The sequence below is a fragment of the Vibrio sp. 2132-1 genome, from assembly GCF_033344315.1.
Genome location: NZ_JAWPON010000013.1, coordinates 53,448 through 71,752 on the forward strand (window position 1 = coordinate 53,448; position 18,305 = coordinate 71,752).

At 45.1% G+C, this 18,305-nt stretch carries 18 protein-coding genes and 1 pseudogene; 6 read left to right on the forward strand and 13 right to left on the reverse strand.

Going from position 1 to position 18,305, the window contains the following annotated elements; translation table 11 throughout:
• Positions 1–7: 7 nt before the first annotated feature.
• The 13 genes and pseudogenes from tolA to aspS all read right to left on the reverse strand — a co-directional run bounded on the left by tolA (position 8) and on the right by aspS (position 11,695).
• Positions 8–1,075, reverse strand: a complete 1,068-nt coding sequence (gene tolA / locus R8N47_RS15595) for a cell envelope integrity protein TolA (protein WP_017820045.1) — start codon at positions 1,073–1,075, stop codon at positions 8–10.
• Between the two features lie 13 nt (positions 1,076–1,088).
• A complete protein-coding gene (locus R8N47_RS15600) occupies positions 1,089–1,532 on the reverse strand; it encodes an ExbD/TolR family protein (protein WP_005378298.1) in 444 nt (147 codons plus the stop codon).
• Between the two features lie 3 nt (positions 1,533–1,535).
• Entirely contained in the window at positions 1,536–2,234 is a 699-nt protein-coding gene (gene tolQ / locus R8N47_RS15605) for a protein TolQ (RefSeq protein WP_005378301.1), read from the reverse strand.
• Positions 2,224–2,665 (reverse strand): annotated as a pseudogene (ybgC, locus tag R8N47_RS15610) (tol-pal system-associated acyl-CoA thioesterase). The gene tolQ and the pseudogene ybgC overlap by 11 nt, the downstream one beginning before the upstream one ends.
• A gap of 160 nt (positions 2,666–2,825) precedes the next feature.
• Positions 2,826–3,128 carry a cyd operon protein YbgE gene (ybgE, locus tag R8N47_RS15615; RefSeq protein ID WP_017820043.1) on the reverse strand — a complete coding sequence of 101 codons (303 nt, stop codon included), beginning with the start codon at positions 3,126–3,128 and terminating at the stop codon, positions 2,826–2,828.
• Positions 3,121–3,228: a cytochrome bd-I oxidase subunit CydX gene (gene cydX, locus R8N47_RS15620; protein ID WP_000270284.1), complete on the reverse strand. Its 108-nt coding sequence runs from the start codon at positions 3,226–3,228 to the stop codon at positions 3,121–3,123. Before cydX ends, ybgE begins: the two co-directional genes overlap by 8 nt.
• 12 nt (positions 3,229–3,240) lie before the next feature.
• Positions 3,241–4,377: a cytochrome d ubiquinol oxidase subunit II gene (gene cydB / locus R8N47_RS15625; RefSeq protein ID WP_006742909.1), complete on the reverse strand. Its 1,137-nt coding sequence runs from the start codon at positions 4,375–4,377 to the stop codon at positions 3,241–3,243.
• A gap of 17 nt (positions 4,378–4,394) precedes the next feature.
• Positions 4,395–5,981 (reverse strand): cytochrome ubiquinol oxidase subunit I, encoded by a 1,587-nt coding sequence (gene cydA / locus R8N47_RS15630; RefSeq protein WP_005378311.1) that lies wholly within the window; start codon positions 5,979–5,981, stop codon positions 4,395–4,397.
• Positions 5,982–6,442: 461 nt separating this feature from the next.
• A complete protein-coding gene (gene ruvB, locus R8N47_RS15635; RefSeq protein WP_005378312.1) occupies positions 6,443–7,447 on the reverse strand; it encodes a Holliday junction branch migration DNA helicase RuvB in 1,005 nt (334 codons plus the stop codon).
• A 287-nt stretch (positions 7,448–7,734) separates the two neighbouring features.
• Complete coding sequence (gene ruvA / locus R8N47_RS15640) at positions 7,735–8,346, reverse strand: Holliday junction branch migration protein RuvA (RefSeq protein ID WP_017820041.1); 612 nt, start codon at positions 8,344–8,346, stop codon at positions 7,735–7,737.
• A 67-nt stretch (positions 8,347–8,413) separates the two neighbouring features.
• Positions 8,414–8,935, reverse strand: coding sequence for a crossover junction endodeoxyribonuclease RuvC (ruvC, locus tag R8N47_RS15645; protein WP_005387909.1), 522 nt, complete (start codon positions 8,933–8,935; stop codon positions 8,414–8,416).
• Positions 8,936–9,027: 92 nt separating this feature from the next.
• The gene (locus R8N47_RS15650; RefSeq protein WP_005378402.1) at positions 9,028–9,774 is read right to left on the reverse strand and encodes a YebC/PmpR family DNA-binding transcriptional regulator; all 747 of its coding nucleotides are present in this window, start codon (positions 9,772–9,774) and stop codon (positions 9,028–9,030) included.
• Between the two features lie 142 nt (positions 9,775–9,916).
• Positions 9,917–11,695 carry an aspartate--tRNA ligase gene (gene aspS, locus R8N47_RS15655; protein WP_064353747.1) on the reverse strand — a complete coding sequence of 593 codons (1,779 nt, stop codon included), beginning with the start codon at positions 11,693–11,695 and terminating at the stop codon, positions 9,917–9,919.
• A 306-nt stretch (positions 11,696–12,001) separates the two neighbouring features.
• Here aspS and R8N47_RS15660 point away from each other — a divergent pair, with 306 nt between their 5' ends.
• The 6 genes from R8N47_RS15660 (at position 12,002) to R8N47_RS15685 (ending at position 18,230) form a co-directional block, all read left to right on the forward strand.
• A complete protein-coding gene (locus R8N47_RS15660; protein ID WP_230850612.1) occupies positions 12,002–12,835 on the forward strand; it encodes a DUF72 domain-containing protein in 834 nt (277 codons plus the stop codon).
• Positions 12,836–12,928: 93 nt separating this feature from the next.
• Complete coding sequence (gene cmoA, locus R8N47_RS15665; protein WP_017635063.1) at positions 12,929–13,666, forward strand: carboxy-S-adenosyl-L-methionine synthase CmoA; 738 nt, start codon at positions 12,929–12,931, stop codon at positions 13,664–13,666.
• Between the two features lie 80 nt (positions 13,667–13,746).
• A complete protein-coding gene (cmoB, locus tag R8N47_RS15670) occupies positions 13,747–14,718 on the forward strand; it encodes a tRNA 5-methoxyuridine(34)/uridine 5-oxyacetic acid(34) synthase CmoB (RefSeq protein WP_005387902.1) in 972 nt (323 codons plus the stop codon).
• 276 nt (positions 14,719–14,994) lie between these two features.
• Complete coding sequence (locus tag R8N47_RS15675) at positions 14,995–15,741, forward strand: ATP-dependent zinc protease (RefSeq protein ID WP_005378391.1); 747 nt, start codon at positions 14,995–14,997, stop codon at positions 15,739–15,741.
• Positions 15,742–15,752: 11 nt separating this feature from the next.
• Positions 15,753–17,258, forward strand: a complete 1,506-nt coding sequence (locus R8N47_RS15680; RefSeq protein WP_005378389.1) for an inactive transglutaminase family protein — start codon at positions 15,753–15,755, stop codon at positions 17,256–17,258.
• 3 nt (positions 17,259–17,261) lie between these two features.
• Positions 17,262–18,230, forward strand: coding sequence for an alpha-L-glutamate ligase-like protein (locus tag R8N47_RS15685; protein WP_005378387.1), 969 nt, complete (start codon positions 17,262–17,264; stop codon positions 18,228–18,230).
• The last annotated feature ends 75 nt before the right edge of the window (positions 18,231–18,305 follow it).

Sequence of the window (18,305 nt, forward strand, 5' to 3'; positions counted from 1 at the left end):
ATTCCTTTTAGTCCAAAGCAACAGTTATGTTGATGTCTTTTAGTCTTTCATTGACCGCTGATTCTGAAGATTTAGGGAACGTCCCTACCTGAGCTATTGCTCGCTTCGCCGCAGCACATACTCGAGTATCGCCACTCAAAACGGTAACACCAGAGACCATCATATCAGTTCCTGTCGGAATCAATTTGATGTTTACCCTACACTCCTTTCCCAGCAAGTAGTCATCCTTAATCAGCTTTTGCTGAATATTTTGAGTATAGATGGATGACATACGAGAAAGTTCGTCGTCAATAAATTGATTGCGCGCAGCACTGTTTTTACTGACCTCATCCTCGAGACCCGCAAAAATATCATCTAACGCGGCTTCTTGAGCTTTACGCTCACGCTCGGCACGCTCAGCTGCTTCTCTCGCTTTACGCTCTCGCTCCGCTGCCTCTTTTGCCGCTTTCTCTTTTGCAATGCGCTCTTGTTCAGCTTTTTCAGCAGCTTCACGCTCACGACGTGCTTTTTCTTCCGCTTCTTTTGCTGCTTTTTCACGAGCCAAACGTTCTTGCTCAGCTTTTGCTATAGCCGCTTCTTTTGCTAAACGCTCCTGCTCAGCTTTACGCACGGCTTCTTCTTTTGCCTTGCGCTCTTTTTCTAGCTTAGCAGCTCGCTCTTTTTCTTTGCGAACACGTTCTTCTTCCTGCTTGCGCTCTTGCTCTTTTTTCTTACGTGCAGCTTCTGCTTCTCGTGCCGCTTGAGCATCTTTCGCTTGCTGCTCTTTCAACTTGCGAATTTGCTCTTCTTCAGCTTTGCGGTTTTTTTCTAGCTGCTCTGCTTCGCGTCTCAGTTTATCAAGACGCTCTTGTTCTTTTTTCGCTGCCTTTTCGCGTTGCTGGCGAATTTCTTTCGCTTGTTGCTGCACAAGTTTTGGATCGATGACAACAGCTTGAACCATTTGCCCTGTAGGCTCTGGTTTAGACATGTTGAAGTCAGTCCCCCAAAGCAGGGCTGCAACTAGAATTGCATGCAAACCAACCGATATTGCTATCGGTTTGGCGTATTGGTTGGGTTTCTTCTTGTGATCTTTCATAGATAATTGATGTCTATTCCCTGATATCGGTCATTAGACCTACCTTAGGGATACCAGCTCGACTTAGTTCATCTAGCAATAGAACAACATCGGCATATGGTGTTGCCGCGTCGCCACCTACCGCAACTGGTGAATCCGGCTTAACCTCTCGCTCCGCTTTCACTCGCACAATAACATCTTGCAACGACAAACCTCGCTGAACTTCTTCATCATTTACGCTTAGGCCTAAATTACCCTCGCTATCAATTTCGATGATAATAAAGCTACTGTCAGTCTCGCCAGCAAGGTCTTGCATAGATTCTGCGGTCGATGTTTTCGGAAGATCAACGTCGACGCCTTGAGTCACAAATGGAGCGGTCGCCATAAAAATGATCAACAGTACGAGCATTACGTCGATATACGGAACAACGTTGATCTCCGCTGTCATTTTTCGCTTTTTAGGTTGATAACCCGCCATGCTTTATTCCTTATCCGCGCTGTCTCGGCCAGCCATCGCTTGACGATGAAGGATGCTGTGGAATTCTTCAGAAAATGTTGCGTAAGTGTGCTCTAGTTTACTCACTTTATTGCTTAGGCGGTTGTACGCCATTACTGCCGGAATAGCCGCAAATAGCCCCATCGCTGTCGCGATAAGTGCCTCGGCGATACCCGGTGCAACCATAGACAACGTAGCTTGCTTTACTTCACCCAGCGCAATAAAGGCGTGCATGATGCCCCAAACGGTACCAAATAGGCCGATATAAGGGCTTATAGAACCGACTGTTGCCAAAAACGGTAAGCTTGTTTCTAGCTCATCTACTTCACGAGAAACAGCAACGCGCATTGCGCGGCCAGTGCCTTCCATGATGTAAGCTGGTGAATTTGCGTTGCTCTTACGTAGGCGAGCAAACTCTGTAAAACCTGCGTAGAAGATTTCTTCTGTGCCTTCAATTTCGTCTTTACGCGCTTTTACTTTTTGGTAAAGCTGAGAAAGATCAGTACCCGACCAAAATTTGTCTTCAAACTGCTCTGCATTTTTTGATGCTTGAGAAAGCACTTTGCTGCGCTTGATGATCATTGCCCATGACACAATTGACATGCCAAGCAACGTCAGCATCACAAGCTTTACCAACAGACTGGCCTGAAGAAAGAGATCTAAAATGGAAATATCAGCAGTCACTATTTGTTAGCTCCGAATTTATAAAGGTTGGAATAGCTATTGGTTTCATTTTCTTATTATCGATACATGCTACCTTAACCGAGGCCTTGCACAATATCTTGCCTTGATCATTGACCAACTCTTGACAGAATTGCAGAGAAGCACGTTTTATTTCTGACACTCGGGTTACGACTGTCAGATGCTCGTCCAGCCTAGCCCCTTGGTTAAAATCGATATCCATGTGTCGGACAACAAAGCCGATATTTTGTTCCAGTAACACATGTTGAGAAATGCCTTTAGCACGTAACATCTCTGTCCGTGTCTGTCCGTGCGCGCTCAAAGAATTTTAGATAATTAGAATGATATACAACACCGCCCGCATCAGTGTCTTCATAGTACACGGTGATCGGCCAGTGAAAGAGATTTGATGTGCCTTGCAAGGGAGTACCAATATATTCAATTCTTTAAAGTAATTACTATAACTGAAGCGACAGCAATTGGTACCGAGCTAAGGAAATATTTTTGAAATTTGTAGAAAAAATAAAAGCTAGGCGAGATACCTAGCTTTTATTCGATGATTTAGTAACCGACTTTATTACAGCATATTTCAGCCTAAATGAAATAAAGTGCCGTTAGATAAATTAAGATAGCTAACGAGAAATAAGGACTAAACAAAACTTGCCAGTACCAGTTTCTTGGCTTGAAGCCCACCCCATACACCATGCTTGAACATACAGACCAAATCAGTGCTGGTGCGACGATTGAGTTAAAACCACCAATTGCTTGATGGTAAGCTTCAGGGTCCCACATCACCAATCCTACGTGCATAAAGCCAAGGATGAGAGATAAGACTCGTAGCAGAGTCTTATCCATTGGTGCGTGAAGTTTCGCTACCTTATCAGCGAGGTTACTCACTGTCTTTATCCATCATTTCTGAGTGCTCTAGCCAAAGAGCGTTGATGATACCGAATGCACAAGCAAGTAGTACACCTAGAATCCATGCGAAATACCACATAGTAAATGCCCCTTAGTAAAGTGAGTTTTTGTTGTCTTCAATGTACTGGTCATCAAGGCGACCAAACATCTTGTAGTAAGTCCAAGATGTGTAACCAAGGATGATTGGCACCATAACAAACGCAACGCCTGTCATTAGGTTCAGAGTCAGCTCAGATGACGTTGCATCCCACATTGTTAAGCTGTGGCTTGGCATTAAGTCTGAAGGCATGATGAATGGGAACATCGCAAAACCTGCAGTAAAGATAACACCAGCAACACCCAAGCTTGAAGTAATGAACGAAATCGCACATTTTTCAAGACGAGATGCCAATACAGCGAGAAGCGGCATTGCAACACCTAATACAGGAGCAGCCCATAGTAGTGGGTAGTTTTCAAAGTTCTTCATCCACGCACCAGCTTCACGGATAACCTCTTTGTTTAGAGGGTTAGAAGCAGCGTTAGTGTCGATACCGCCAACAATGACGTAGCCATCGATATTTTGGATCCAGAAACCAGCCGCTACAAACGCAGCAACCGTCAGTAAACCAGCTAACTGAGCAACGTTGCGCGCACGCACATGCACTTCGCCCGTTGTTTTCATTTGTAGCCAAGTAGAACCTTGCATCAAAATCATGAACAAGCTTACTAGACCACACAACAGTGCAAATGGGTTTAGTAGACCAAAGAATGAGCCATGGTATGTTGGCATCAAGAACTCACTCAATTGGAATGGTACACCTTGTAGAAGGTTGCCAAACGCTACACCAAAGATGATTGGCGGAACAAAACCACTGATTGAGATACAGATATCCCAGGTATTGCGCCATTTTGGATCTTCGATTTTAGAGCGGTAGTCTAGGCCCAGAGGACGAAGCCATAGCGCTGCTAGTGTCAAAATCATCGCTAAGTAGAAGCCTGAAAATGACGTTGCGTAAACCAAAGGCCAAGCTGCGAACAGTGCACCACCAGCAGTGATAAGCCAAACTTGGTTACCATCCCAGTGAGGAGCAATTGAGTTAATCATGACACGGCGTTGCGTGTCGTTTTTACCGATGATAGGTACAAGCGCGCCTACACCCATATCGAAGCCGTCTGTTACTGCAAAACCAACTAGTAGAACACCGATTAGTACCCACCAGATGAGTCGCAAGATTTCGTAATCAAACATCTTGTTATCTCCTTACCTTACGCTTCTACTTGGCGACTAACTTTGTCTTCAACAGAGTCAGCATTTTGCTCGAAGTGGTAGCGACCCGTTTTCAGGCTACTTGGGCCTTTACGAGCGAATTTCAACATTAGGTAAACTTCTGCAATCAGGAATACCGTGTATAGCGCCAGAATTGCGAAGAGTGAAGTCCAGATTTCACCTGCAGTTAGTGCAGAAGCTGCAACATGCACTGGTAAAATTTCACCTACAGCCCAAGGTTGACGGCCGTACTCAGCGACGAACCAACCCGCTTCAATTGCAATCCAAGGTAGTGGAATGCTAAATAGTGCAGCTTTTAGAATCCATTGTTTCTGCTCAATCTTCTGACGACACGTTTGGATAAACGCCGCACCAAAGACAAACAACATGATGAAGCCACAAGCAACCATGATACGGAATGACCAGAATAGCGGCCATACTGTTGGGATTGAGTCGTCCGCAGCAGCTTGGATTTGCTCTTCTGTTGCATCAACAACATTGTCTGTGTAGCGTTTTAGAAGTAGACCGTAACCTAGGTCACCTTTCACTTCATCAAACGCAGTCATGTTTTCTTCTGACTTATCGCCCGCACGAAGCTTCTCTAGAAGTTCATAAGCGTACATGCCGTCACGAATACGATCGACGTGTTCATCACGTAAATCACGAAGACCTGTTACTTGCTCATCAAAAGAACGTGTCGCGATAATACCCATTACGTAAGGGATCTTAATTGCGTAATCGGTATGCATCGTTTCCTGGTTAGGAACACCAAATAACGTAAATGCGGCAGGTGCAGGTTCAGTGTGCCACTCTGCTTCAATTGCAGCGAGTTTCACTTTTTGAACTTCACCAAGCTCGTAGCCAGATTCGTCACCAAGAACGATGGTAGATAAGATAGCTGCAATACCGAAAGAAGCAGCAATAGCAAACGAACGACGAGCAAACGCAATGTCACGACCTTTTAATAGGTAGTATGAACTGATGCCTAGAATAAACATTGCGCCACAAGTGTAACCAGAAGCAACCGTATGCACGAACTTAACCTGAGCAACTGGGTTTAGTACAACCTCAGAGAAGCTCACCATTTCCATTCGCATGGTTTCGAAGTTGAAATCTGCGCCTACTGGGTTTTGCATCCAGCCGTTTGCGATAAGAATCCAAAGAGCAGAGAAGTTAGAGCCTAGTGCCACAAGCCAGGTAACCGCTAAGTGTTGGCGTTTAGATAGACGATCCCACCCGAAGAAGAATAGACCAACAAAAGTTGACTCCAGGAAGAATGCGACAAGTGCTTCGATCGCTAGCGGTGCACCGAAGATATCACCTACATAGTGGGAGTAGTAAGACCAGTTCGTACCAAACTGGAACTCCATGGTAAGGCCTGTCGCCACACCAAGTGCAAAGTTAATACCGAATAGCTTACCCCAGAACTTGGTCATGTCCTTATAGATTTGCTTGTTCGTCATTACGTACATCGATTCCATAATGGCCAGAAGGAAGGCCATACCAAGGGTCAATGGTACGAATAGGAAGTGATACATCGCTGTCAGTGCAAACTGCAACCGCGATAGATCAACTACGTCAATCATGGTAACTCCTATGTGTCGGCTGAATGACACTCTCTACATATTGCAATCCATATTCAGGTGTTATTTACACTTGAAAAATGTTGAATTATCACAACTCATTGTTGCAAAAATGTGCTTCATTGGTTAGTTAATTGTTAAGCATCAGCTAATATAGCTGGGGCTAATATTACTTGTAAAAACAGATTGTTTCAAAAGGTTTATAGCCGTAACGCGCTTTGATATACATCAATGTTTATGCGCGGAATTTGCACAAAAATCCATCACATTGATCTAGATCAACCAGTATTGGATACGGATGTTAAGAGAGAGTAATCAGGAGAGAAATTAACCAGTTGCAAGCAAACATCGAGTTAACAATCAATGCTTTTTACTTACTAAACCAGTATGAGAAAAAATTCAAAAAATGTGAGTTTGGTCAACTTTAATGAAGCGCTGGGCAACAAAGGCCCAGCGAGGGAATCTTATTTTTCAATTCCGAAATGCAAATACGCACGATCTGTCGCGATTCTTCCACGCGGAGTGCGTTGTAAATAACCTTGCTGAATAAGATAAGGTTCAAGAACGTCTTCAATAGTGTCCTTTTCTTCACCTATCGCCGCTGCCATGTTGTCGAGCCCGACCGGACCACCACCAAATTTTTCCATAATCGCGAGTAGTAGCTTACGGTCCATGTAATCGAAGCCTTCGGCGTCCACATCAAGCATATTCAACGCCTTATCGGCAACATCGGCACAAATGTGACCATTGCCTTTCACTTCCGCATAATCACGAACACGGCGTAGCAAACGGTTAGCAATACGTGGTGTGCCACGCGCACGTCTTGCCACTTCCAATGCACCTTCAGGTTCCATTGATAAACCTAAACAATCCGCGCTTCGCTGCACAATATCTTGGAGGTCTTTTATCTTATAAAACTCAAGGCGCTGAGTAATACCAAAGCGATCGCGCAATGGTGACGTCAAAGAGCCCGCTCGGGTCGTCGCACCAATTAACGTAAATGGTGGTAAATCGATCTTAATAGAACGAGCGGCCGGACCTTCACCGATCATAATATCCAGTTGATAATCTTCCATCGCCGGATACAGCACCTCTTCAACCATCGGGCTCAAGCGGTGAATCTCATCGATGAACAACACATCGTTTTCTTCAAGGTTGGTTAACAGCGCGGCCAAATCGCCTGCTTTCTCAAGTACAGGGCCTGAAGTAGTGCGAATGTTCACTTCCATTTCATTGGCAACGATATTCGCAAGTGTGGTTTTACCCAAACCTGGGGGACCAAAAATCAAAAGGTGATCAAGTGCTTCGCTACGTAACTGAGCAGCTTTAATGAAGATCTCCATTTGGTCACGGACATGGTCCTGACCTTGGTAATCCGCTAATTTTTTCGGCCGAATAGCACGATCAATGACATCTTCATCACGAAAGGCAGGGTTTTCTGGCGCGATTAAACGATCGGCTTCAATCATCTTTTTACCTTGAAAAATGGTTACCTGAGAGAATAATGCCGCTCGTTTAACAGCAAGTGGCATATTTCTATATCTCGTCATCCTGTACAGCGACGAAGGAGCGTGATACAGGATCTTCTATCCGAGCGATTTATGGTCAAATTGTTTCATTAACCGCTCAGCGTGCTGCTATTAGATTCCCAGTCTCGCCAGGCTCGCTGGAATGACACAAAAAAACATCGTTAAGCGATTGGCATTAACCTTAGAGAATGAGTTATCTTGAACAAATGTTCACTGTGCAACCAGCGTTACACCATTGATTTTAGAGCTTCACGGATCATTTGCTCACTGCTCATGTCCGGTTTAGCGATCTGAGATACCACTTTTGACGCTTGAGTCGGCTTGTAACCTAGAGCTAGAAGCGCACTGATTGCTTCTTCTTCCGCGTTGTTGGATGTCGCACTAGAATCCGCAGGAGCAGCATCCGTAAATGGTGTAAATAGATCGCCAGCGCCCCACCCTTTCAAGCGGTCTTTCATTTCAACAACCAATCTCTCTGCGGTTTTCTTGCCAACGCCTGGAAGCTTAACCAGCGTAGAAACGTCTTCATGTTCCACACAAGTAACAAATTGCGTTGCTGTCATACCAGAGAGAATACCAAGACCGAGTTTAGGACCAACGCCATTGGCTTTGATCACTTCACGGAAAAGTGCTCGTTCTTTTACCGTGTTGAAACCGTATAGCAATTGCGCATCTTCACGGACAACAAAGTGAGTATAAATAATGGCTTCTTCGCCAACATTTGGCAGTTCGTAAAAACAGCTCATTGGCATCTGGACTTCATAGCCAATGCCATTAACTTCAATTAATACTTCAGGTGGTTGCTTTTCAATCAGTATGCCACGAAGACGTCCAATCACTATAAATACTCTTTGGAAATGAATTTGCGACAGGATAATAAAGAACTGGATAGACATCCAGTTAATTTTAACGGTAGCGCCCTTTTCTGGCACTGGTTGCTTTGCCCGCTAACGCAACGAGAGTCTTGTTAGTATTGGCATGACAAATCGCCACACCTAAAGCATCGGCTGCATCCGCTTGAGGCTTGGCGGGCAATTTAAGCATCTGCTGAACCATATGCTGAACTTGCGCTTTGTCCGCGCCACCAGTGCCGACGACAGCTTGCTTAATAAGACGAGCCGCATATTCAAATACCGGCAACTCCGCATTCACCGCAGCAACAATTGCACTGCCACGAGCTTGGCCAAGTTTTAGCGCTGAATCCGCGTTTTTGGCCATAAACACTTGCTCGATCGCGAAAACGTCCGGTTGAAACTGGGTAATGATTTCCGTGACGCCTGCATAAATCTGTTTAAGCCGACCCGGAAGTTCTTTTTCTGAAGTACGAATGCAGCCACTACCAAGGTATTGCAAGTGGCGTCCATTTTGACGAATGACCCCATAGCCGGTAATGCGCGAACCTGGGTCAATGCCCAAAATAATTGACATGAATGTTCCTAAAAATGAGGCCTAATTCGGCCTCAGTCTTTTTATTATTACTTGCTAACTTCGGAGCAAATACCGCTCTCGACACCTTGAGTTTAATCTAGCGTAGCCGCAACGTCGTCAGAGATATCACCATTGTGATAAACCTCTTGAACGTCGTCCAGATCTTCCAAAGCGTCAATCAAACGAAGTAGTTTTGGCGCAGTATCCGCGTCCAAATCTGCTTTCGTAGATGGGATCAGCGACACCTCCGCGTTCTCTGCCTCAAAACCTGCGGCATCAAGAGCATCTTTTACGAGTCCAAAATCGCCTGGGGCCGTGTAGACATCAATCGAGCCATCTTCTGCCGTTTCAATGTCATCAGCACCACTTTCTAATGCTACTTCCATTACCGCATCCTCATCTAAACCTGGGCCATATGAAATCACGCCTTTCTTGTCGAAAAGATAGTTGACGCTACCATCCGTCCCCAGATTACCGCCTGACTTTGAGAATGCATGGCGTACGCCAGATACCGTACGATTTCGGTTATCCGTCATACATTCGACCATGACCGCCGTACCACCTGGACCATAACCTTCATAGATCACGGTTTCCATGTTGTCGTCGCCTTCACCACCAGCACCTCGGCTGACAGCGCGGTTGACAGTGTCACGTGTCATGTTGTTAGACAGTGCTTTATCAATTGCAGCTCGCAAACGTGGGTTATTTTCTGGCTCACCGCCCCCCTCTTTTGCCGCAACAACGATTTCACGGATTAATTTAGTAAAGATTTTGCCGCGCTTCGCATCTTGCGCTGCTTTACGGTGACGAATATTCGCCCATTTACTATGACCAGCCATAATTCACCTTTTAATGTATTTTGACGCTTAATAACAAAACATGTTCTAAAAGCGTTGCTTGGGAAATTGCTTTGGAAGTTTCTTGGGTTTATTTAAACAAAAACTCCCGCAGTTGCGGGAGTTTTCTTCAAATGTTGTGCGCTTATTCTGCGTCTTTTTCTTTCGCTGCAGTTACTGCGATTGCTAGCTCTTCTAGCGCTGCTGGGTTCGCAATACTTGGTGCGTCTGTTAGTAGACACGCCGCTGCTGTTGTTTTAGGGAACGCGATAACATCACGGATGTTCTCTGTGCCACATAGCAGCATTACTAGACGGTCTAGACCAAATGCAAGACCAGCATGTGGAGGCGTACCGAATTTCAGCGCATCAAGCAGGAAACCGAACTTAAGCTGTTGCTCTTCAGGTGTGATACCTAGAATATCAAATACGGCTTCTTGCATATCTGCGTTGTGGATACGAACAGAGCCGCCGCCCACTTCGTAGCCATTTAGAACCATATCGTAAGCGTTAGAATTTGCCGCAGCAGGGTTTGCTTTTAGCTCTTCTGCAGTCACACCTAGAGGCGATGTGAATGGGTGGTGCATCGCGTGTAGGTTGCCTTCGTCATCTTCTTCGAACATTGGGAAGTCAACAACCCATAGTGGAGCCCATGCAGACTCATCCGTTAGCTCTAGGTCTTTACCTAGTTTCAAACGTAGCGCACCCATTGCTTCTGCAACGATGCCCGCTTTATCAGCGCCAAATAGGATAATGTCACCAGATTCCGCTTGAGTACGATCTAGAATGCCGTTGATCACGTCTTCATTTAGGAACTTAGCGACTGGAGATTGGATACCTTCCATGCCCGCTGCACGGTCATTAACCTTCATCCAAGCTAGACCTTTCGCACCGTAGATGCCAACGAATTCACCGTAGCCATCAATTTGCTTACGAGTCAGAGAAGCGCCACCTGGAACGCGAATAACGGCAACGCGGCCTTTTTCGTCGTTTGCTGGACCTGAGAATACTTTGAACTCAACGTCTTTCACTAGGTCAGCAACGTCTACTAGTTCCAGTGGGTTACGTAGGTCTGGCTTGTCCGAACCGAAACGACGAATCGCTTCGCTGAACGGCATTACTGGGAATTCACCTAGGTCAACGTTTAGTAGCTCTTGCCACATTTCACGAACCATTTTCTCAGTCGTTGCACGAACTTGGTCAGCCGTCATGAATGACGTTTCGATATCGATCTGAGTGAATTCTGGTTGACGGTCAGCACGCAAGTCTTCATCACGGAAACACTTAACGATTTGGTAGTAACGGTCAAAACCAGACATCATTAGAAGTTGTTTGAATAGCTGTGGAGACTGAGGAAGCGCGTAGAAGCTGCCTTTGTGAACACGGCTAGGTACTAGGTAGTCACGAGCGCCTTCTGGTGTCGCTTTTGTTAGTACTGGTGTTTCAATGTCTAGGAAGCCGTTGTCATCTAGGAAACGACGAACAAAGCTAGACGCTTTAGCACGTAGCTTGATACGGTCGCTCATTTCTGGACGACGTAGATCTAGGTAACGGTACTTCAGACGTTGCTCTTCAGAGTTCTTTTGGTTGAAGTCTAGAGGCAGAACATCAGAACGGTTGATGATTTCAAGACCTTTCGCAAGGATCTCAACTTCACCTGTTGCCATGTCTTTGTTTACTTGGCTTTCTGGACGAACGCGAACTTCACCAGTTAGCTTGATACAGAATTCATTACGAAGTGTGTTAGCCACTTCATACGCATCTGCCATATCTGGATCAACAACTACCTGAACGATACCTTCGCGATCTCGCATATCGATAAAAATAAGACCGCCTAAATCACGACGACGGTTAACCCAGCCGCAAAGTTCTACAGTTTGTCCTGCAAGGGACTTGTTCAGGTGACCACAGTAATGGGTACGCATAATGAAATTCCCAATCTCTCAAATGTTGTTAACTACGCTCTGTCAGCCTCATTGCTAAGCAGAGTAAAGATTCAGTTATACGCTGAATGTCCACGAAAATCGACTACTCAACATACAATTACGTGTGTTTTATCATTCACTGGTGCTTTTTAGTACAACAAATGTTCAAAAGCGCACCAAAGCGAAAAAATTGGGGAGGATTATAGCGTGAAATTACCTATTTCAGCAAAACTCTCGTAAAGTATTCACACGAGTATCAAGCAGTAAAGAATAATGGATAACTTACCTCTTCGACTTGGATTGACAATGTGGTCACACAACCAATGGCAACAAAGTTTTTACGGCAGCGGGACAAAGCCCGCTGAACGTTTAGAAAGGTATGCGCAAGTGTTTCATACCGTGGAAGGCAACACGACATTTTATGCCACACCGACGCTCAATACAGTGCAAAACTGGAGAACCGCAACCCACGATGATTTTCGCTTTACTTTCAAACTTCCTAAAGCCATTACTCATGACCAAATGCTAAGAGGTTGCAGCGAACAACTGAGAGACTTCATGAAAGTCATGGAGCCTTTGCATGATCGTGTGGGGCAATGGACAATTCAATTACCAGCCGCATTCGGTCCTGAGCACCTTGATCGACTGAAAAAGTTCTGCGCGAGCTTTCCACCTAACTTCCCTCTCGGTGTTGAGGTTCGCCATATGGCATTTTTCTCCAAAGGCGAAGAAGAGCGAGCACTTAACCAATGGTTAGTAGAGAATAATATTGACCGCATTATTATGGATAGCCGCCCAGTCTTTGCCGCTAAGCCCGACAATGAGGCGATTATTGATGCACAAATGAAAAAACCACGAGTCCCTGTTCACGCCATTGCTACCGCTTCACATCCTTTGATTCGCTTTATTGGTCATCCAGAAGAACAACAAAATTACGAGTTTTTTAAACCATGGCTCAACAAGTTGCCACAATGGATTGCCGAAGGTAAACAGCCATATGTCATGATCCATACCGCAGACAATATAATTGCGCCAGAGTTGGCCGCAAACCTATATAAAGACATACAAAAGCGTATCACACTCCCTGAGTTATCACCTTTCCCAGCTGACGATGGCAACTCGCAGTTACAGATGTTCTAACGCAACACATGACAGAGGCGCGAAATTCCCATAAAATACGCGCCTTTTTTGGTGCCTGACATTTTCAGGCGGCTTGTATGCAGAGACTTAGTTATGAACCCTAAGAGCAATCCAGATACTATTTTTTCGGCTCCAATCGATAAAATTGGGGATTTCACGTTCGATGAACGCGTAGCGGAAGTATTTCCTGACATGATTCAACGATCGGTACCGGGTTACAGCAATATTATTTCTGCAATCGGTATGCTGGCAGAGCGTTTTGTAAAACCTCACTCAAACATCTATGACCTTGGCTGTTCTTTGGGTGCTGCAACATTGTCTATGCGTCGCCATATCAAACAAGAAGGTTGCCAAATCATCGCAGTGGACAACTCTCCTGCGATGGTTGAGCGTTGTAAACTTCACGTCAACGCTTACCGCAGTGACACTCCTGTGGATGTAGTAGAAGCAGACATTCGCAATATCGAAATTGAAAACGCGTCAGTGGTGGTGTTGAACTTCACTTTGCAATTCCTCTCTCCAGAAGATCGTTACTCCTTGCTCGAAAAAATTTACGCTGGCCTTCGTCCGGGCGGCATTTTGATTCTATCGGAGAAGTTCGTCTTCGAAGATGAAGTGTCGAACGAACTGTTAATTGACCTTCACCACGACTTTAAACGTGCGAATGGTTATAGCGAACTAGAAATCAGCCAAAAGCGCAGCGCGATAGAAAACGTAATGCGCCCAGATTCAAAGAAAGAACATAAAGAGCGTTTCGCTAAAATTGGCTTTTCTAGCTACGACGTTTGGTTCCAATGCTTTAACTTCGGCTCCATGTTCGCGATTAAATAGACCATGCATACCAAGCCTGAACCATACCGATTTCGGCTTTTGTTAATAATTTATACCCATCAACTCAGCGATGACTAACTATGTTTAACTTTGCAAATTTCTACCAATTGATTGCCCAAGACACTCGTCTTCAACCTTGGCTTAATGTGCTTCCGCAACAGCTAACGGATTGGCAAAATGCAGAGCACGGTGACTTTGGTCGCTGGTTGAAAGCCCTGAACAAAATCCCAGCGGGTAGACCGGACAACATCGACATTGTTGATTCTGTCACGATTTCAAACAATGAGCCGATGCCTCAAGGGGAACTTAAAAAGCTAGAAAGCTTACTTCGTACATTCCATCCTTGGCGCAAAGGCCCATACCACGTACACGGCATCCATATTGATACTGAGTGGCGCAGTGATTGGAAATGGGACCGCGTGCTTCCACATATTTCTCCATTAAAGAATCGCAGCGTACTCGATGTAGGTTGTGGTAACGGCTACCACATGTGGCGCATGCTAGGTGAAGGTGCACGCTTAACTGTCGGTATCGATCCATCTCACCTGTTTCTAATTCAGTTCGAAGCAATTCGTAAACTAATGGGCGATGACCAACGTGCACACCTATTGCCATTGGGTATTGAACAACTACCTAAGTTAGAAGCGTTCGATACGGTATTCAGCATGGGCGTGCTTTACCATCGCCGCTCGCCTCTCGATCATTTAGTGCAACTAAAAGATCAATTGGTATCTGGAGGTGAACTCGTATTGGAAACACTCGTGATTGAAGGTGATGAGAATGCAGTACTGGTCCCGACTTCTCGTTACGCGCAAATGCGTAATGTCTATTTCTTCCCTTCAGCAAAAGCCCTAAAAGTGTGGCTAGAATTGGTCGGTTTTGAAGATGTTCGTATCGTTGATGAAAACATCACGTCCGTAGACGAACAACGTACCACAGATTGGATGACGCATAACTCTCTACCTGACTACTTAGATCCGAACGACCCAAGCAAAACTGTAGAAGGCTATCCTGCCCCTCGCCGCGCGGTTCTTGTCGCTCGCAAATCATAATTCGCTGAGATTCCTGACATTGTCTTAACTCATTTTACGAGTTAAGACATTACCCTCTTTCCTCGTAATGAGCGAGTTTGTTTTTTGAATCCATTTTTCACGTCAAAATATAAGCACGCTCTAAATAAGGATGCGCTTTTATGTCCTTGATTTTTGGCTTTTCATCACTATTCCTCAAACAATAAGTAATAGAGAAACATTCTTACTTGTGAGGCTTTATCGATATAAGCTAAACTCCTAAAAAATAAACAACTTAATCCAATCCCAAGGTTTTCAATGTTATTACGATTGACCCCGATTGTTGCCATCGCCTTACTATCTGGATGCTCACTAACCAAAGGCGAACAGTACCACCAAGAAACGTTAGCGGCGATTCAAAATTCAGAAGCGAATGTCAATAATCGCATTACCAACCTAGAGCTACAGCTCAGCAACCAATCGGACTATATCGACAGCCTTGAAGAACAAGTCGATAAACTACAGGTTGAACTTCTTACATTTCGCGATGAAGCAATGGCAGAAGTAAAAAAACCGAAAGAACCGATTATTGTCCAATCTCCCGCTCCTGTGGAACCAACCCCAACTCACGATATTGTCCTTGGCTCTATCGAAAAGGTCACTGTAGAGTCGATTAAGCAAACTTTTGATGCACGTATCGACACTGGTGCCGCGACGTCGTCTTTAAATGCCGTTGATATTGAAGAGTTCGAAAGAAATGGCAAAAAATGGGTCCGATTCCACTTAGCAGACACCAGTAAATCCGAAGAAGAGAAAAGTACTTGGATCGAAGCTCCTGTCATTCGCTACGTCAAAATCCGCCAGGTTACCAGTGAAGAGTTAGAACGCCGCGCTGTGGTAGAACTTTGGGTGCGCGTTGGAAAAATTCATGAAAAAGCGCAATTTACGTTGGCAGATCGCTCACATATGAACCATCCTATTTTACTGGGTAGAGAATTTATGCGCGACATAGCACTTGTCGATGTAAGTCGTACCTATATCCAAACGGACGAAGATAAAAAATAATAAGGTAGATTATGACGTCAAAAATACCGTTTTACCTTTCTATCATCTTATTGGTGATTGCGGGCATTGCTCTGAGTGTTTTCAGACATGAAAACTACGGCGTGCCTTGGACGCCAGGCGAAACTCGCCAGGTATGGGATGTAGAAGCTCGTATTGAGTTCAATGCTAACGGCAACGAAGTAAAAGCGTCACTTGCAGCCCCTCATACACAAAGTGGTTACACACTTATCGGTGAATCTGCTTCCTCATCAGGTTATGGCGTTTCCTACATCAATGACGATTCAGGCCGTCGTGCAGAATGGTCAATTCGCCAAGCTCAAGGGCCACAAACCATATACTACAAAGCCCAGTTCTTAGTAGACCCTCAGGCTAAAGTCACTCCTTTACCGCCAACGGAAGACATTACGCCACCAACGCTATCAGCACCACAAGCAGCAGCGGCAAATGCCCTTATCGAACGTGCGATGAGTCGCTCAGCCGATAATGTGACGTTTACTCGTGAGCTTATCAAAGCGCTTAATGACCCAGATAGCCAAAACTCGTCGCTACTACTGAACGATTTCAGCCGTACTGATGCACTGCATAATATTTTGCTTACCGCAGGTATACAAAGCAAAACCGTCGGTGTTATCGAACTAGAAGATGGTCGTCGACGCCAAACAATTCAACCAATGGTTCAGGTTTGGTCAGGTAAAGATTGGGTACTGTTTTCACCAAAATCCGAACAAAAAGCAGTGAAACCCAACTTGTTAGTGTGGGATGAATCAAACGTATCCTTACTTGACCTTGTTGGTGGTAAAAATAGCCAAGTGCATTTCTCGATGATTAAGCAAGAAATGACACCACAACAAGCTACAAACAACAAAATAGAAGCAGATGGATTACTGAATATTTCAATTCATAGCTTACCTTTGGAAGAGCAAGCGATGTTCAAAACCATCATGCTCATCCCTATTGGTGCTCTGATCGTTGTGTTCTTGCGTGTGATTATCGGCCTGAAAACATCCGGTACCTTCATGCCTGTGTTGATTGCCGTTGCTTTTGTTCAAACTCAACTATTAACGGGTATTGTCGGTTTCTTGCTAATTGTAGGTACAGGCCTGATTATTCGAAGCTATTTGTCTAGGTTGAACTTATTGCTGGTAGCAAGGATATCTGCGGTCATTATTACCGTTATTATGATCATCTCGGTGTTCACCGTTGTTGCGTTTAAGATGGGCTTAACGGAAGGCCTAACAATTACCTTCTTCCCTATGATCATCTTGTCTTGGACGATTGAACGTATGTCAATCCTATGGGAAGAAGAAGGTGCGAAGGAAGTTGCTCTGCAAGGTGGTGGTTCATTGCTGACAGCGGTATTAGTTTACCTTGCAATGACGAACTCATACATTCAACACTTAACCTTTAACTTCATTGGTCTACAGTTGATTGTTCTGGCCGGTATTCTATTACTAGGTACTTACACAGGTTACCGCCTCACTGAGCTACGACGCTTCAAACCACTAGCGGAGGACTAAACGATGTTCGAAAGTTTTACTTCGCCGTCTAAGCTTCGCCATAAAGGCATTATGGGGATGAACAAGCGTAACCACAGCTATATTGGCCGTTACAATGATCGTTCTAAATACCCACTTGTCGATGACAAGCTAAAGACCAAAATTATTGCACAGGCAGCAGGAGCAACAGTTCCTGCCCTGATCGGTGTCATTCATAACCAAGCTGAAGTTAAGACTATCCACAAAATGGTTGAGAACTGGCCTGGTTTTGTGATCAAACCTGCACAAGGTAGTGGCGGTAAAGGCATTCTGGTTGTTACGTCTCATAAAAACGGGGTATATACCAAACCCTCCGGCTCTACAATTGGTAGGGATGAGGTCGAGCGTCACATTAGTAATGCGCTTGCTGGCCTTTTCTCTCTTGGTGGTAAAAATGACGTTGCTGTGGTTGAAAACTTAATCAAGTTTGATGACTGTTTTGATGGCTTCAGTTATGAAGGCGTACCAGATGTTCGGATCATCGTATTTAAAGGTTATCCAGTTATGGCGATGATGCGCTGTTCTACAGCGGCTTCCGACGGCAAAGCAAACCTTCACCAAGGTGCCGTAGGAGTAGGCATTGACATCGCGACAGGTAAAGCCGTCAGAGCGGTGCAGTTCGATCATCCAGTGACTCATCACCCTGATACAGGTAAAGACCTTTCGACCCTTCAAGTACCGCATTGGGAGCGCTTGCTGGAGCTTGCGTCAAGTGCCTGGGAAATGACAGGTTTGGGATACATGGGTACGGATATGGTGCTGGATAAAGATGAAGGACCTATGGTTTTAGAGCTTAACGCTCGCCCTGGTCTGGCAATCCAAATCGCTAATGGTGCAGGCTTGCTTCCTCGTTTGAAACACATAGAGAGCCTTGGCACACCTGCTGAGTATCCAAAACCGATTGAACGCGTCGCTTACGCGGCAGAGCAGTTCGGTGTGAAGCCGTTGTTCTAACCCTCCGACATAATGTTCGTTATTACTCGCCAGTAATTGTCATGATTACTGGCGTTTTTGTTCCCGCATCCAAAA

Bases quoted from the DNA above. Each gene is read 5' to 3' on its own strand.
- cydX (WP_000270284.1), bottom strand. From the start codon at position 3,228: ATGTGGTATTTCGCATGGATTCTAGGTGTACTACTTGCTTGTGCATTC.
- ruvC (WP_005387909.1), bottom strand. From the start codon at position 8,935: ATGTCAATTATTTTGGGCATTGACCCAGGTTCGCGCATTACCGGCTAT.
- R8N47_RS15685 (WP_005378387.1), top strand. From the start codon at position 17,262: ATGTTCGAAAGTTTTACTTCGCCGTCTAAGCTTCGCCATAAAGGCATT.
- cmoB (WP_005387902.1), top strand. From the start codon at position 13,747: ATGTTTAACTTTGCAAATTTCTACCAATTGATTGCCCAAGACACTCGT.
- R8N47_RS15675 (WP_005378391.1), top strand. From the start codon at position 14,995: ATGTTATTACGATTGACCCCGATTGTTGCCATCGCCTTACTATCTGGA.
- R8N47_RS15600 (WP_005378298.1), bottom strand. From the start codon at position 1,532: ATGGCGGGTTATCAACCTAAAAAGCGAAAAATGACAGCGGAGATCAAC.
- cydA (WP_005378311.1), bottom strand. From the start codon at position 5,981: ATGATTGACGTAGTTGATCTATCGCGGTTGCAGTTTGCACTGACAGCG.
- ruvB (WP_005378312.1), bottom strand. From the start codon at position 7,447: ATGATTGAAGCCGATCGTTTAATCGCGCCAGAAAACCCTGCCTTTCGT.
- cmoA (WP_017635063.1), top strand. From the start codon at position 12,929: ATGAACCCTAAGAGCAATCCAGATACTATTTTTTCGGCTCCAATCGAT.
- R8N47_RS15680 (WP_005378389.1), top strand. From the start codon at position 15,753: ATGACGTCAAAAATACCGTTTTACCTTTCTATCATCTTATTGGTGATT.
- aspS (WP_064353747.1), bottom strand. From the start codon at position 11,695: ATGCGTACCCATTACTGTGGTCACCTGAACAAGTCCCTTGCAGGACAA.
- R8N47_RS15650 (WP_005378402.1), bottom strand. From the start codon at position 9,774: ATGGCTGGTCATAGTAAATGGGCGAATATTCGTCACCGTAAAGCAGCG.
- cydB (WP_006742909.1), bottom strand. From the start codon at position 4,377: ATGTTTGATTACGAAATCTTGCGACTCATCTGGTGGGTACTAATCGGT.
- tolA (WP_017820045.1), bottom strand. From the start codon at position 1,075: ATGAAAGATCACAAGAAGAAACCCAACCAATACGCCAAACCGATAGCA.
- R8N47_RS15660 (WP_230850612.1), top strand. From the start codon at position 12,002: ATGTGGTCACACAACCAATGGCAACAAAGTTTTTACGGCAGCGGGACA.